The sequence below is a fragment of the Streptomyces sp. NPDC097617 genome (genome assembly GCF_044761485.1).
GTDB lineage: Bacteria > Actinomycetota > Actinomycetes > Streptomycetales > Streptomycetaceae > Streptomyces.
Genome location: NZ_JBIWCL010000013.1, coordinates 144,986 through 159,185, shown reverse-complemented (window position 1 = coordinate 159,185; position 14,200 = coordinate 144,986). Strand labels below are relative to the sequence as shown.

Sequence of the window (14,200 nt, the reverse complement as noted above, 5' to 3'; positions counted from 1 at the left end):
GGAAAAGACCCGGAACCGACGCACACGGATGGAAAGAGGCGGACAGACATGCGCGCGATCGTCGTGAACGAGTGGGGCGGCCCGGAGAATCTGGTCGAGCGGGAGATCGACCGGCCCGAGCCCGGCCTGGGCGAGGTCCTGGTCCGGGTCCACGCGGCCGGCGTCAACCCCGTCGACTGGAAGACCCGGGACAGCGGGGCGCTCATCGCCTGGGGCGAGCACCCGATCGTGGGCTGGGACGTCTCCGGCACCGTCGAGGCGGTCGGCCCCGGCGTGACCGTCCACGCCCCCGGTGACGAGGTGTACGGCATGCCGCACTTCCCGCGGCAGGCGGGCGGCTACGCCGAGTACGTGACCGCCCCGGCCCGGCACTTCGCCCGCAAGCCGGCCACGCTGGACCACGTGCAGGCGGCGGCTCTGCCGCTGGCCGCGCTGACCGCCTGGCAGGCCCTGGTGGACACGGCCGGGGTGAGCGCCGGACAGCGGGTGCTGGTGCACGCGGCGGCCGGCGGGGTGGGCCACTTGGCGGTGCAGATCGCCAAGGCCCGCGGCGCGTACGTGATCGGCACCGCGAGCGCCGGCAAGCACGCGCTGCTGCGCGAGCTCGGCGTCGACGAGGTGATCGACTACCGCACCACGGACTTCGAGGATGCCGTCGCCGACGTGGACGTCGTGATCGACGCCGTCGGTGGGGAGTACACGCAGCGCTCGCTGAAGGTCCTCAAGGCCGGCGGCCACCTGGTGACCCTGCCCGGCCCCGACTCCCTGCCGGCCGACCCGCAGGGCGTGCACGCGTCCTGGGTCCTGGTGGAGCCGGACCTGAGCGGCCTGCGGGAGATCGCGGCCCTCGTCGAGCAGGGCCTGCTGAAGCCGCTGGTCGACACGGTGCTGCCGCTGGAGCAGGCCGCGAAGGCCCACGAGATCGGCGAGCAGGGCCGCACCACCGGCAAGATCGTCCTGACCGTCGCCTGACCGTCATCTGACGGCAGGACGCCGGTCAGACGGCGGCGGCGGCCCGCGTCGTGGTCGCGATGGTGGCCGAACCGACCACGCGGGTGCCGTCGTAGAGCACGATCGCCTGGCCGGGGGCGACGCCGCGGACCGGCTCGGTGAAGGAGACCCTCAGCTCGCCGTCGACGACCTCGGCGAAGACCTCGGTCTCGCCACCGTGGGCGCGCAGCTGGGCGGTGTAGGTGCCCGGGGCGGCGGCCACCGCTCCGCACCAGCGGGGGCGGATCGCGGTGAGGGCGGTGACGTCCAGGGCCTCGACGGGGCCGACGGTGACGGTGTTGTTCACCGGCGAGATGTCCAGGACGTAGCGCGGCTTGCCGTCGGGGGCGGGGTGCCCGATGCGCAGGCCCTTGCGCTGGCCGATGGTGAAGCCGAAGGCACCCTCGTGGGTGCCGACCTTCTCGCCCGTCGCCTCGTCGACGATGTCCCCCTCGGCCTTGCCGAGGCGCTGCGCGAGGAAGCCCTGGGTGTCGCCGTCGGCGATGAAGCAGATGTCGTGGCTGTCGGGCTTCTTCGCGACGGCCAGTCCCCGCTCCTCGGCCTCGGCTCGGATCTCTTCCTTGGTGGTGAGGGTGTCGCCGAGCGGGAAGAGGGCGTGGGCGAGCTGCTTCTCGTCGAGGACCCCGAGGACGTAGGACTGGTCCTTGGCCATGTCGGAGGCGCGGTGCAGTTCGCGGGAGCCGTCGTCCTTCGGCACGACGGTCGCGTAGTGGCCGGTGCAGACGGCGTCGAAGCCGAGCGCGATGGCCTTGTCGAGCAGCGCCGCGAACTTGATCTTCTCGTTGCAGCGCAGGCAGGGGTTCGGGGTGCGCCCGGCCTCGTACTCGGAGATGAAGTCCTCGACCACGTCCTCGCGGAAGCGCTCGGCCAGGTCCCAGACGTAGAACGGGATGCCGATGACATCGGCGGCACGCCGTGCGTCGCGGGAGTCCTCGATGGTGCAGCAGCCGCGGGCGCCGGTCCGGAAGGACTGCGGGTTCGCGGAGAGCGCCAGGTGGACGCCGGTCACGTCGTGCCCGGCTTCGACCGCGCGGGCGGCGGCGACGGCGGAGTCCACGCCGCCGGACATGGCGGCCAGGACGCGAAGGGGGCGGGCGGTGCGCGGCAGGTTCTCAGTCATAGCACCGTCCAGAGTACGGGGGAACCGAGCGGGGTCACAGCGCGTTATCGAGTACGGGGGGTGGATCACATGACCGAGCTCGGGAACAAAAGATCGAAACCGCGGAACCGGACCCGCAGGGCGGTGCTGTTCGGCGGTCTCGGGGTCGCCGCGGCGGCGGCGGTCGTCGGCCGGGACGAGATGGGCCGCGCCTGGTGGCTGCTGCCGGGAGTGGCCAAGCCGCGCAAGGAGGGCGAGCTCGACCACGTGGGCGCGAGCTGGACCTCGGCCTCGCCGGCGAACTGGCGGATGGCGGACCGGCCCGACGACTACCCGGTGGACCGGATCGTCGTGCATGTCACACAGGGCAGCTTCGAGGGCTCGGTGAAGGCCTTCAAGAACCCCTTCCACCGGGCGTCGGCGCACTACATGGTGCGCGGCGACGGCCATGTGGAGCAGCTGGTGCGCGAGATGGACGTGGCCTTCCACGCGGCGAACCGCTCGATGAACGAGCGCAGCATCGGCATCGAGCACGTCGGGTTCGTGGACCGCCCGCAGGATTTCACGGACGCGATGTACGCGGCCTCGGCCCGGCTGGCGGCCGACGTCTGCCACCGGTATGAGATACCGGTGGACCGCGCCCACCTCGTCGGGCACTCCGAGGTCCCCGGCGCCGACCACACGGATCCGGGCCCCCACTGGGACTGGGACCGCTACATACGGCTGGTCCGGGAGGCCCGGGCGGCCGTCCCTAGCTGAGGCCCGCCGTCCGGGCGCGCTCCACCGCCGGGCCGATGGCCGCGGCGAGCGCCGCGACGTCCTCCTTGGTGGAGGTGTGGCCGAGGGAGAAGCGCAGGGTGCCGCGGGCCAGCTGCGGGTCGGTGCCGGTGGCGAGCAGGACGTGGCTGGGCTGGGCCACGCCCGCGGTGCAGGCGGAGCCGGTGGAGCATTCGATGCCCTGGGCGTCGAGCAGGAGCAGCAGGGAGTCGCCCTCGCAGCCGGGGAAGCTGAAGTGGGCATTGGCCGGGAGCCGCTCCTCGGGGTCTCCCCCGAGGACGGCGTCGGGCACGGTCGCGCGAACCGCGGTGATCAGTTCGTCGCGCAGGGCGCCGATCTCGGTGGCGAACCGCTCGCGCCGCTGCGCGGCGAGGACGGCGGCCACGGCGAAGGCGGCGACGGCCGGCACGTCGAGGGTGCCGGAGCGGACGTGCCGCTCCTGGCCGCCGCCGTGCAGGACGGGTACGGGGCTCTGGTCGCGGCCGAGCAGCAGGGCTCCGATGCCGTAGGGGCCGCCGACCTTGTGGCCGCTGACGGTCATGGCGGCGAGGCCGCTGTCACCGAAGTGGACGTCGAGCTGTCCGAAGGCCTGGACGGCGTCGGAGTGCAGCGGGATGCCGTGTTCGCGGGCGATGGCGGCCAGTTCGCGGACCGGCATGACGGTCCCGATCTCGTTGTTGGCCCACATCACGGTGGCGAGGGCCACGTCGTCGGGGTCGCGCTCGACGGCCTCGCGGAAGGCCTCGGCGTGCACCCGCCCGTAGCGGTCCACGGGCAGGTACTCGACCTGTGCGCCCTCGTGCTCGGCCAGCCAGTGGACGGCGTCGAGGACGGCGTGGTGCTCCACGGGGCTGGCGATGACCCGGGTCCGGGCCGGGTCGGCGTCGCGCCGGGCCCAGTAGAGGCCCTTGACGGCGAGGTTGTCGGCCTCGGTGCCGCCGGCGGTGAAGACCACCTCGCTGGGGCGAGCGCCGGCCGCCTCGGCGAAGGCCTCGCGGGCCTCCTCCACGGTACGGCGGGCCCGGCGGCCGGCGGCGTGCAGGGAGGAGGCGTTCCCCGTGGCGGCGAACTGCGCGGTCATCGCCGCGGCGGCCTCCGGCAGCATCGGGGTGGTGGCGGCGTGGTCGAGGTAGGCCATGATCCCCCGATTCTACGAGTCCACCGATGGCTGCTTGCGCCGCGGGACCCCGCGACGGCCCGCGACGGCCCGCGGGGTGCCCCCGGGCGCCGCCGAAGGCGTCAGGACGGGCGCAGCGCGCGGGCCAGTTGGCGGGACTGGGCGACGAGGTGGTCCGAGGAGTCCCAGACCTCGGCGTCCTCCTCCAGGAAGCCGCCGGCCAGGTTGCGGGTGGTGATGGAGACCCGGAGCGGGCCGGGGGCCGGGCGGCGGCGGACGTGAGTGGTGAGTTCCACCGTCGGGGTCCAGGCCACCAGGCCGAGGTCGAAGGCGGTCGGCGGCAGCGCGTCCACGGCCAGCAGCATCGAGAGCGGGTCGGCGTCGCGGCCGTCGGCCAGCTCGAACCAGGCCCGCATCTCGCCCTTGCCGGAGGGCGCGCCGACGGCCCAGCCGGCGGTCGCCGGGTCCAGCCGGAGCCGGAGCCGGTCCACGATGGCGGAGCTTCCGGGGATCGGGGCCGGGCCGGCCTCGGGGCCGATGCAGTCCTCGTAGGCGGGGATGGCGGGCGGCACGGCGACGGTGCGCACGTCGTCGGGCAGGGCCGCGAGGTCGCCGTAGGAGGCCAGGACGCGGATGCGCTCGATCTCGGCGCCGCTCTCGTCGTACTGGAACAGCGAGGCCTGGCCGGTGGACAGGGTGCGGCCGACGCGGACGACCTGGGTGCGGATCACGGCGGGGCCGGGCACGGAGGAGGTCAGGTAGTGCGCGGAGACCGTGAACGGGTCCGGGTGCGGCAGGGCCGCCGACAGGGCCCGGCCGACCAGGGCCAGCAGGTAGCCGCCGTTCACGGCGGCGATGATCGTCCAGCCGGCGGAGAGTTCCGCGTCGTACACCCCGGGCTCGCCCGCGCGTGCGGTGATGGCGGTGTCGCGGTCGAACTCACTGTCGCCGATGGAGGCCTTGGCAGCTGTGTGTGACATGCAAACGACGGTACACCGGCTTACTACTAAGCGGTAGCTTTCTTTTGTTACGGCTCTTCGGCCACCGAGGAGCGCCGGTTCCAGGCCAGCGGCGCCCGCCAGTGGTAGCGCATGGCGAGGAGGCGCAGAACGAAGGTGGTGACGATCGCGAGGCCGGTGGTGACGGCGTTGAGGGAGTCCACGCTGATGAAGACGGCCACCATCGTGGCGCCGACCAGGGCGGGGACCGCGTACATCTCGCGGTCGCGCAGCAGCGAGGGCACCTCGTTCACGAGCACGTCGCGCAGGACGCCGCCGCCGACGGCCGTGGTGACACCGAGCGCCGCGGAGGCGGTGAGGCCGAGGCCGAACTCGTAGGCCTTGGTCGTGCCCGTCACGCAGAACAGGCCGAGGCCGGCCGCGTCGAAGACGTTGATGGCGCGGTTGATCCGCTGGACCTCGGGGTGCAGGAAGTAGACGATCGCGGCGGCGATCAGCGGGGTGACGAAGAAGCTGAGCTCGCCGAAGGCCGCGGGTGGCACGGCGCCGATGACGAGGTCGCGGAAGAGACCGCCGCCCAGGGCCGTGACCAGGGCGAGGACGACGATGCCGAAGACATCGAAGTTCTTGCGGACGGCGAGCAGGGCGCCTGCGGTGGCGAAGACGAAGATGCCGGCGAGGTCCAGGGCATGCTGGATCCCGGGCGGGAAGAGATCGTGGAGCACCGGGCCATTGTCGCCCCTCGGCGGAGTGAGGGTGCGGGGTGCTGCCACCTCGGCCGGGCTCCGGCGTTTCCCGGGGCGCTGCCCCGGACCCCCGCGCCTCAAACGCCGGCGCGGCTGGGTGGGTGCGCCTCGAACACCGGCGGGGCTGAATGATCGCCTCAAACGCCGGCGGGGCTGGGGAGTGTGCCCGCAGGGGCTGGGGAGTGCGCGCCAGCAGGGCTGGGGGGGTGGGCCGGAGCGGCCGCGCCGGCGGGGTGGGCGGGCCCCGCCGGCGGGTCGGCTAGTCCGTGACCGTGATCACCGCGTCCGCCGCGCTTGGCAGGGGCTTGTCGCCCGGGGCCTGGTCGGGGGCGTTCTCCGGGTGGTGGCAGGCCACCTGGTGGCCCGGCTTGAGGGCCAGCAGCGGCGGTTCCTGCGTCGCGCAGATCTGCGTGGCCTTCCAGCACCGGGTGTGGAAGCGGCAGCCGCTCGGCGGCGAGATCGGCGACGGCACATCGCCCTTGAGCAGGATGCGGCCGCTCTTGGCGCCGCGCCGCCTCGGGTCGGGCACCGGCACGGCCGACATCAGGGCCGTCGTGTACGGGTGCATGGGCTCCCCGTACAGCGACTTGTTGTCGGCCAGCTCGACGATCTTGCCGAGGTACATCACCGCGATGCGGTCCGAGACGTGCCGGATGACCGACAGGTCGTGCGCGATGATCACGTAGGTGAGGCCGAGCTCCTCCTGGAGGTCGTCCATCAGGTTGACCACCTGGGCCTGGATCGACACGTCCAGCGCCGAGACGGGCTCGTCCGCGACCACCAGCTTCGGCTTCAGCGCCAGGGCCCGCGCGATGCCGATGCGCTGGCGCTGGCCGCCCGAGAACTCGTGCGGGTAGCGGTTGTAGTGCTCGGGGTTGAGGCCCACGAGCGACAGCAGCCGCTGGACCTCCGCCTTGAGCCCGCCCTCCGGGGCGACGTTCTGGAGCTTGAAGGGCGCGCTGACGATGGTGCCCACCGTGTGGCGGGGGTTCAGCGATCCGTACGGGTCCTGGAAGATCATCTGCACATCGCGGCGCAGCGGCCGCATGCCCGCCACCCCCAGGTGCGTGATCTCCTTGCCCTCGAACTCGATGGTGCCGGCGGTCGGCTCCAGCAGCCGCGTGATCAGCCGGCCCATGGTCGACTTCCCGCAGCCGGACTCGCCGACGATGCCGAGGGTCTCACCGCGCCGGACGTCGAAGTCGATGCCGTCCACGGCCTTGACCGCGCCGACCTGGCGCCGCAGCAGCCCCTTGGTGATGGGGAAGTGCTTGGTCAGGCCGGTGACCTTGAGCAGCGGCTCGGGAGAGTCCGTGGCCTGCGCCGGAATACCGGCGGCCGTTTCCGTCTTCTGGGTGTCGGTCACAGCTTCGGCGCAATCTCTTCGGTCCAGATCCGGGTCCGCTCCTGCGACGACATGTGGCAGGCGGACCAATGTCGGCCACCGCCCTGCCCCGCCTCGTCCGGCGCCGTGAGCTCGGGCCGTACCGTGCGGGTCACATTGCCCTTGGGTATGTCGGCGTACGGGCAGCGCGGGTTGAAGGCACAGCCGCTGGGGATGTTGATGAGGCTGGGCGGTGAGCCCTTGACCGGGATCAGGCGCTCGGTCTGCTCGCGGTCGATGCGCGGCATCGAGCCCAGCAGGCCCCAGGTGTACGGGTGCCGGGGCTCGTAGAAGACCTTCTCCGCGGTGCCCCGCTCCACGCACCGGCCGCCGTACATCACGAGGAGTTCGTCGGCCATCTCGGCGACCACGCCGAGGTCGTGCGTGATCATGATGACCGCGGAGCCGAATTCCTTCTGCAGGTCGCGGATGAGGTCGAGGATCTGGGCCTGGACGGTGACGTCCAGGGCCGTCGTCGGCTCGTCCGCGATGAGCAGTTCGGGGTTGTTGACCAGCGCCATCGCGATCATCGCGCGCTGGCGCATGCCGCCGGAGAACTCGTGCGGGTAACTGTCGACCCGCTTGTGCGGCTCGGGGATCCCCACGCGGTCGAGGAGTTCGACGGCCCGCTTGCGGGCGGTCTTCCTGTCGACCTTGTTGTGGACCCGGTACGCCTCGGCGATCTGCTTGCCGATGGTGAAGTACGGGTGCATCGCGGACAGCGGGTCCTGGAAGATCATCGCGATCTCCCGGCCGCGCAGCCTGCGCACCTCGTCCTCGTCCGCGGAGAGCAGCTCCTTGCCGTCCAGCCAGATCTCGCCGGAGAGCCGGGCCCGCTGGCGGCCGTACTGGCCCACCCGGTGCAGGCCCATGATGCCGAGCGAGGTGACCGACTTGCCGGATCCGGACTCGCCCACGATGCCGAGGGTCTTGCCCTTCTCCAGCGTGAAGGAGAGTCCGTCGACCGACTTGACCAGACCGTCCTCGGTCGGGAAGTGCACCTTGAGGTCGCGGACCTCGAGGAAGGCCGTGGAGGGCGCGGAGGAGGTGCCGGTGAAGGGCTGGTTGAGCGCTCCGGTCTTGGTCGATTCGGTCATGACAGCCTCACTCGGGGGTCGATCACCGCGTACATGAGGTCAACGATGAGGTTCGCCGCGACGACGAAGAAGGCGGAGATCAAGGTGATGCCCAGGATGACCGGCAGGTCGTGCTCGCTGATGGCGCGGACGGCGCTGTAGCCGAGGCCGTGCAGCGAGAACGTGTACTCGGTCAGGACCGCGCCGCCCATCAGGGCTCCGAGGTCCAGACCCAGGACGGTCAGGATCGGCGTCATCGTCGAGCGCATGGCGTGCTTGCCGATAACGACGGGTTCCGTCAGGCCCTTGGCGCGGGCGGTGCGGATGTAGTCCTCGTTGAGGACTTCGAGCATGGTGGCCCGGGTGAGCCGCGCGTACATCGCCGCGTAGAGGAAGGCGAGTGAGACCCACGGCAGGATCATGCCGTTGAACCATCTGGCCGGGTCGTCCGCGAAGGTCGCGTCGGGCCGGCCGAACCAGCCGAGCTGGTCGGAGAAGACAGCGATCACGAGCATGCCCGTGAAGTAGATGGGGAGGGAGACGCCGGCGAGGGCGATGCCCATGGCCGAGCGGTCCAGCACGGTGCCGCGCTTGAGGGCGGAGATGACGCCGGTGGCGACACCGCCGATCACCCAGAGGACGACGGCACCGAGGGCGAGGGAGAGCGTGACCGGGAGCCAGTCCAGCAGCAGCGGCCAGACCTCCTGCTCGGTCTTGAACGAGTAGCCGAAGCAGGGCGCGGCGCATTGCGTGACATCGGGGCCGTTGGCGTACGTGCGACCCGCCACCAGCCCGACGATGAACTTGCCGAACTGGACGAGGATCGGGTCGTCGAGACCCATCTTCTGCCGGATGCCCTCGATGGCGATGGGGTCGGACTGCTTACCGACGAAGTACAGCGCCGGATCCGTCCCGATCATCTTCGGGAAGAGGAAGAAGATTCCGAAGGTCACCAACGAGATGACCAGCAGCATGACGATGACGGAGAAGATCCGTCGGATGAAATATGCAAGCACTGCGCTCGGCCTGGCTGCGGCCCGGGGGCGCCCCCTTCCGGAGAGCGCCCCCAAGCCGTAACCGCGGCCATCACCTGCCCTTCGTGCCTAGCGGGTGTGGCACTGGAACACTGAACTGGACGGACGGACGGTTACTTCACGACACCGAGCGAGGCGTAGTCGTAGCGGCCGTTGTAGGCGTCGGTGGTGTAGGCGTTCGTCAGCCGGGTGCTGCGCCAGGTGATCGTCTTGTCGAAGACGAAGGGCAGGTAGACCGCGGCCTCGGAGACCTTCTGGTTCATGGCCTTGTAGATCTCGCCGGCCTTGTTCGGGTCGGTCTCCGCGATGGCGTCGTCGAACAGCTTGTTGATCGCCGGGTCGTTGAGCTCGGCATAGTTGTTGTTGCCGCTCTGCAGGATGAAGCGACCGTCGACCAGCGGCTGGGAGAAGCCCTGACCGGTCGGGAAGTCGGCGCCCCAGCCCATGATGATGATGCCGTAGTTCTTCTCCTTGACGACCTTCGGCGAACCGATGATCCCGGAGTGCTGGGCGCCGTCGAACTGGTCGACGTCGGCCTCGATGCCGACCTGCTTGAGGGCGTTCTGCAGGGAGACGGCGGTCGCGACCTCGACCGGCTTGTTGTTGCGGACCGCGATGGTGGTCTTGAAGCCGGTCTCCTTGCCGCAGGCCTTCAACGCGGCCTTGGCCTTCTCCAGGTTCGGCTTGCCGTCGTTCTGCAGGACCTCGAACGGGTCGTACTTGGCGTCGGAGCCCTTGATGCCCAGCGGGAGCATGTTGGGGGCGATGTCGCCACCGGCCTGCGGGCCGCCGCGGGCGGTCTGCAGGGACTTCTTGTCGGCCGCGTAGATGACGGCCTTGCGGCACTCGATGTTGTCGAACGGGGCGACGGTCTGCGGCATGACCGCGTACCGGATGAAGCCCGTCTGACCGTTGTCGAGGTTGCCCTTGTGATCCTTCAGCGCGGTGGAGCGGGCCGCCTGGCCGATGCCGGTCGCGTTGATGTCGACGTCGAACTCGCCGTTCATCAGGCGCTTGTCCATGTCGTCCGCGTTCGCCATGAACGTGACCGAGATGCTGTCCGGGAGCGCCTTGCGGATGGTGTCCGACTCGGCCACGAACTTCTCGTTGCGCGAGAGCTTCATGCTCTTGTTGGGCTCGTACGAGTCGATCTTGTACGGGCCGTTGGAGAAGGGCTTCAGGCCGTACTTGGCGGCCGTGTCCTTGTCCTGCTTGACCGGGCTCGCCGCCGGCATCGCCAGCATCTGCTCGAAGTCGCCGTTGGGCGTCGGAAGCTTGAAGATGATGGTCTTCGCGTCCGGGGTCTCGATCGCCTTCAGGCCGAGCTTGTCCGCAGAGGTGTCCTTGTACGGGCCCGGGTACTCGGCCTTCGGGTCCAGGACCTGCTGGATGTAGACCGGGCCGCCGGAGATGACGTCCTGGGCCCAGGTGCGCTCGATGCCGTACTTGATCTCCTGGGCGGTGACGGGCGAGCCGTCCTCCCAGGTGACGTTGTCCTTGAGGGTGTACTTGTAGGTCTTGCCGCCGTCGCTGATCTCGGCCTTGGCGGTGGCGAGGTCGGGGACGAGCTCGGTGCTCTGCTGCCCGGGGGCGGGCTTGAAGCTGACCAGCTGGCGCGTGTAGTAGCGGGAGAAGTCCCACATGAAGCCGTAGTAGCCGCGCTGCGGGTCCCACGAGTCGGCGTCCTGGGTACCGACGAACTTGAGTTCGCCGCCCTTCTTGTCCGCCGCGTTGGAGACCTTGTCGATGCCGGCGTTGAAGGCACTGCCGCCGGCGGCCGCCTTCTCGTCGTTCTTTCCGTTTCCGCCACAGGCGGTCGCGGTCAGCATGGCCGCGAGCACGACGGCGGTGCCGGCGGCCAGTCTGCGCTTCGACGTGCGATGGGTAGTCACGATGCTCGCAACCTTCCGTTGTAGTTCCGGTGTACGTACGGCACGAAGCCGGTTCCTGGTTGGCCCTGCGTCGGCTAGCGGGAGCCCTTCGGGTCGAGGGCGTCACGGACGCCGTCGCCGAAGAGGTTGAAGGCCAGCACGGTGATGAAGATCGCCACGCCGGGGAAGATCATGAAGAGCGGATCGTCCTCGTAGGTACGCACGGCCGTGGAGAGGGTTTCTCCCCAGGACGGCGTTGGCGGCTTGACGCCGACTCCGAGGAAGCTGAGGGCCGCCTCGGTCAGCACGTTGGTGGGGATCATCAGCGTCGCGTAGACCGTGATGGGCGCCACCAGGTTCGGGAGCAGTTCGCGGAAGAGGATGTAGAAGCGGCCGGCACCGAGGCTGCGCGCGGCCTCCACGTACTCGCGTTCGCGCAGCGACAGGGTCTGGCCGCGGACGATGCGGCCGATGTACGGCCAGCCGAAGAAGCCGATGACCAGCACCAGGACGGCGATGCGCAGGCCCGATCCCTCGAAGCCCCAAAGCTTGTTGGGGATGACGGAGATCAGCGCGATGATGAAGAGCAGCTGCGGGAAGGCCAGCAGCAGGTCCATGACCCGGCTGATGGCCGCGTCGACCCAGCCGCCGAAGTAGCCGGCGATGATGCCGAAGAAAGTGCCCAGCGAAACCGCCACGAAGGCGGACAGGAAGGCCACCAGCAGCGAGATCCGGGCGCCGTAGACGATCCGGCTGAAGACGTCGCGTCCGTTGACCGGCTCGATGCCGAGCAGGAAGTCGCCGCTCATACCGCCCCAGTCGCCCATCGGCAGGCCGAGCAGCGGGTCGAGGAGGTCCTCGTGCAGCTCTTCCGGCGGGTGGCCGAAAGCCTTGACGATCAGCGGCGCGAAGATCGCGACGAGGATCAGCAGCAGCACGATGACGCCGCCGGCCAGCGCGACCTTGTCGCGCTTGAGTCGCAGCCAGGCGATCTGCCACGGGGAGCGGCCCTCGATCGCCTTCTGCGGAACCTCGGGGGTGGCCACGGCCGCGGGCTCGGCCGCGCTGGTGTCGTGCAGTGGTGCCGTCATCGTGGTGGGGACCCCTCTCGGCCGACGGTGGCCGGCCCATGCCCGCCGCTGTGGCGGCTTGGTTCAATCGGTGTCGCTGGTGGTGCGATTGGCGAGAAATGTGCCTGAAGTGCACGTGAAGAGCTGGTGCTTGCGCGTTGGACCGGCCTTCGGTGGGGTGGAGTCTTCAACGCCCTCTTGAGCGCCCGCCAGACCTGCCGGGGATGTGATGCGCAACCGTGATCTACGCCTACACCTTCCGTTATCCGAACCCCGGGATCTGTTGAGCGGTGAAACACCGCCCGTTCGGCACGGAACGGACATCTCGCCCAACTGCCCTTTCGGGCGTGAATCTTGGGCGGATTCACCGGATATGCCGAAGGCCGCACCGATGGGACCGGTGCGGCCTTCGAGATGGATGTCTCCATATGCGGATATCGCGGAAGCGGGCCCTCCGGGCCCCCGGGTCAGTACCCGGGTGCCTGGCCCTCACGGTCGTAGAAGGGGCGGGCCTGCGCGCGCAGCCACATCGCCACGGGGTCGTGCTCGTCGGCGAGCGCGACCGTGCACACCGGGACCCCCTCGGGGACCACCCCGACCGACTGGCGCATCATCTCCCGTACGGATTCCAGCGCGGGCGCGGAGGCGTCGTACAGGTCGAGCCCGACCGCGAGGTACGGGGACCCGAGCGCGGGCTGCACCCAGGCGCGGCGCAGCGACCGGACGGCCGGGGTGCGGTGCGCGTGCTGGGTCAGCAGTCCGTAGAACTGCGGGAGCTCGATCGCCGGCTCGGCCAGGCGCAGCGGCCCGGCCGGCATCCGATCCAGACCGGTGGCGATCCGGCGCAGGTCGGCCCAGGGCACGCCGAGGCCGCCGCCCTGTGCGTGCGGGTTGAGCCACAGGCCCCAGCGGTCCGGGTACAGCGCGCGGGCGATGTCCCGCCCGGTGACCACCTCGTAGCCCCGGTTCCAGCCGCTGGCGGCCAGCTCCTGCGGCGAGGTGACGCACGGCGCGTAGCCGAGGCTCTCGACCTCCATACCGCCGTACTGGGCGTCCGGTGAGCCCGGCTGCCCCTGCCAGAGCAGCATCCACAGCCGGCCCTCGGAGAGGGCATGCAGAAGCGACTCGTAACTCTCGTAGCGCCCGGGAGTCACCTGGCGCATCATGTGCTCGACCTGCCCGGCCGCGGCCGTGCCTGACGCACTCACCCGGTACCCCTCTTCGTCCGCCCGTCGCTCCACGCGTGCCCTCCGGCCGGCATCACGCGTGCGGCCAGGAGATGTAACCAGCTTAAGCGGCCCTACGGCAGGTAGAAGGGGCGTACGCGCTCACGAATCCAGTCCGTGACCGGGTCCTGGACGGCGTCCAGCAGGATCAACTGCACGGGCCACGGCGGCGGGACGCGCGTCAGGGCCCGTCCGAGGGCCTCCATCGGCGCGCCCTGCATCTCGGGTTCCCATCCCACCAGGCGGACACCGATGAACAGCTGGGGCGCCCCGCCCTCGACGCTGGCGAGGCAGCGGTGCGCGGCGGCGATCACCCCGGTGGCGCGGAACTCCTCGGCGGCCGCGGCCAGGAAGTCCACCGGGTCGTCCTGCCAGTCGGGCTCGTAGAGCCGGACGCGGCCGCCGGTGGCGGGGCCGTCGAGCGGGCTCCGCCCGGCGCGGCAGAGCTCGGCGACGGCGGGCGGCGGGAGCGGTACGCCGACGGCGCCCTCGGGGTTGAGGGCGAGGCCCAGCTGCGGGGGCAGCCCGCGGGCGAACTCCACGGCGGGAGCCACCGCGAAGTCCATGCCGGGGCCGGCGCAGGCCAGGAACTGGGCCTCGGAGCTGTAGACGGGGACGTACGCCGCTCCGCCGATGTCCATCGTGGGCAGGTCCAGCCCGGCCGTCGTCGCCGCGGCACCGCCCGGCAGCGGCACCCACACCTGGCTGCGCGCGAGGACCTCCAGGATCCGGCCCCCGGCGTCCGGCTGCCCGAGCGCCGCCCCGAGCACCTGCTCCAGCTCATTCCCCGGCCAGCCGCTGCCCTGCATCTGCCCCTGCCCCCGTTGCTG

13 protein-coding genes are annotated in these 14,200 nt (G+C 70.7%); 2 read left to right on the top strand and 11 right to left on the bottom strand.

Annotated elements, in window-relative coordinates; translation table 11 throughout:
* Positions 1-48: 48 nt before the first annotated feature.
* A complete protein-coding gene (locus tag ACIQZO_RS21850; protein WP_403628420.1) occupies positions 49-972 on the top strand; it encodes an NADP-dependent oxidoreductase in 924 nt (307 codons plus the stop codon).
* Between the two features lie 25 nt (positions 973-997).
* Here ACIQZO_RS21850 and mnmA read toward each other — a convergent pair whose 3' ends face one another.
* On the bottom strand, positions 998-2,131 hold the full coding sequence (gene mnmA, locus ACIQZO_RS21845; RefSeq protein WP_403628418.1) for a tRNA 2-thiouridine(34) synthase MnmA: 1,134 nt from the start codon (positions 2,129-2,131) through the stop codon (positions 998-1,000).
* A gap of 69 nt (positions 2,132-2,200) precedes the next feature.
* Between mnmA and ACIQZO_RS21840 the strand changes: the two genes are divergently transcribed.
* Positions 2,201-2,869 carry an N-acetylmuramoyl-L-alanine amidase gene (locus tag ACIQZO_RS21840; protein ID WP_403628416.1) on the top strand — a complete coding sequence of 223 codons (669 nt, stop codon included), beginning with the start codon at positions 2,201-2,203 and terminating at the stop codon, positions 2,867-2,869.
* On the opposite strand, the gene ACIQZO_RS21835 is transcribed toward ACIQZO_RS21840, so the two are convergent.
* From ACIQZO_RS21835 to ACIQZO_RS21790, 10 genes are all read right to left on the bottom strand, one after another.
* Positions 2,862-4,025: a cysteine desulfurase family protein gene (locus ACIQZO_RS21835; protein ID WP_403628414.1), complete on the bottom strand. Its 1,164-nt coding sequence runs from the start codon at positions 4,023-4,025 to the stop codon at positions 2,862-2,864. The two genes, ACIQZO_RS21840 and ACIQZO_RS21835, sit on opposite strands and share 8 nt — an antisense overlap.
* 101 nt (positions 4,026-4,126) lie before the next feature.
* Entirely contained in the window at positions 4,127-4,984 is an 858-nt protein-coding gene (locus ACIQZO_RS21830) for a thioesterase family protein (RefSeq protein ID WP_403628412.1), read from the bottom strand.
* A gap of 47 nt (positions 4,985-5,031) precedes the next feature.
* The gene (locus ACIQZO_RS21825; protein ID WP_403628410.1) at positions 5,032-5,688 is read right to left on the bottom strand and encodes a trimeric intracellular cation channel family protein; all 657 of its coding nucleotides are present in this window, start codon (positions 5,686-5,688) and stop codon (positions 5,032-5,034) included.
* A 280-nt stretch (positions 5,689-5,968) separates the two neighbouring features.
* Positions 5,969-7,075: an ABC transporter ATP-binding protein gene (locus ACIQZO_RS21820; RefSeq protein WP_403628408.1), complete on the bottom strand. Its 1,107-nt coding sequence runs from the start codon at positions 7,073-7,075 to the stop codon at positions 5,969-5,971.
* Positions 7,072-8,190 (bottom strand): ABC transporter ATP-binding protein, encoded by a 1,119-nt coding sequence (locus ACIQZO_RS21815; RefSeq protein ID WP_403628406.1) that lies wholly within the window; start codon positions 8,188-8,190, stop codon positions 7,072-7,074. The genes ACIQZO_RS21820 and ACIQZO_RS21815 overlap by 4 nt, the downstream gene beginning before the upstream one ends.
* Positions 8,187-9,185 carry an ABC transporter permease gene (locus ACIQZO_RS21810; protein WP_403628404.1) on the bottom strand — a complete coding sequence of 333 codons (999 nt, stop codon included), beginning with the start codon at positions 9,183-9,185 and terminating at the stop codon, positions 8,187-8,189. Before ACIQZO_RS21810 ends, ACIQZO_RS21815 begins: the two co-directional genes overlap by 4 nt.
* 131 nt (positions 9,186-9,316) lie before the next feature.
* Positions 9,317-11,095, bottom strand: a complete 1,779-nt coding sequence (locus tag ACIQZO_RS21805; RefSeq protein WP_403628402.1) for an ABC transporter substrate-binding protein — start codon at positions 11,093-11,095, stop codon at positions 9,317-9,319.
* Positions 11,096-11,169: 74 nt separating this feature from the next.
* Entirely contained in the window at positions 11,170-12,165 is a 996-nt protein-coding gene (locus ACIQZO_RS21800; protein WP_403628400.1) for an ABC transporter permease, read from the bottom strand.
* A 446-nt stretch (positions 12,166-12,611) separates the two neighbouring features.
* A complete protein-coding gene (locus ACIQZO_RS21795; protein ID WP_403628398.1) occupies positions 12,612-13,352 on the bottom strand; it encodes an enhanced serine sensitivity protein SseB C-terminal domain-containing protein in 741 nt (246 codons plus the stop codon).
* Positions 13,353-13,444: 92 nt separating this feature from the next.
* Positions 13,445-14,179, bottom strand: a complete 735-nt coding sequence (locus ACIQZO_RS21790) for an enhanced serine sensitivity protein SseB (RefSeq protein WP_403628396.1) — start codon at positions 14,177-14,179, stop codon at positions 13,445-13,447.
* Positions 14,180-14,200: the final 21 nt, after the last annotated feature.